A 518-nucleotide genomic window follows, 5' to 3' on the forward strand; every position below is an offset into this window, starting at 1 on the left:
TGACCGTAAAGTGTTGGACTCGTTACGAGAACCACTGGAATCGGGGGAGATCATCATTTCGCGCGCACAAGGAAAAACGCGTTTTCCTGCTCGTTTTCAGCTGGTGGGCGCGTTGAATCCAAGCCCAACTGGCTATTACGAAGGGAATCAAGCTCGCACTAACCCTCAAGCTATTTTGCGTTACTTAGGTCGTTTATCGGGACCGCTTCTCGACCGTTTCGATATCTCGTCAGAAACTCCATCCTTACCGAAAGGCACGTTGGCGGAAGGTGGTGATCGAGGAGAGCCCACGGAACTCGTCAAAGAGCGCGTCAGTCTTGCTCGCGAGAGCATGCTCAATCGAAACGGCAAAGTAAACGCCCTGCTCGGCAGCCGTGAGATTGAGGCATTTTGCCCGTTGCAAAAAAGCGATGCGGAATTTCTCGAAACTGCGCTGCATCGGCTGGGATTATCGATTCGTGCCTATCATCGCATCATTAAAGTGGCCCGCACGATAGCGGATTTAGAAGGTGCTGAGC

At 52.3% G+C, this 518-nt stretch carries 1 protein-coding gene; it reads left to right on the forward strand.

The features are described from left to right. Window positions 1-518, forward strand: a 518-nt coding sequence (locus tag R7E78_RS30545) for an ATP-binding protein (protein ID WP_318059200.1), incomplete at both ends; no start/stop codon positions are given.

The organism is Vibrio sp. YT-19(2023) (assembly GCF_033337395.1).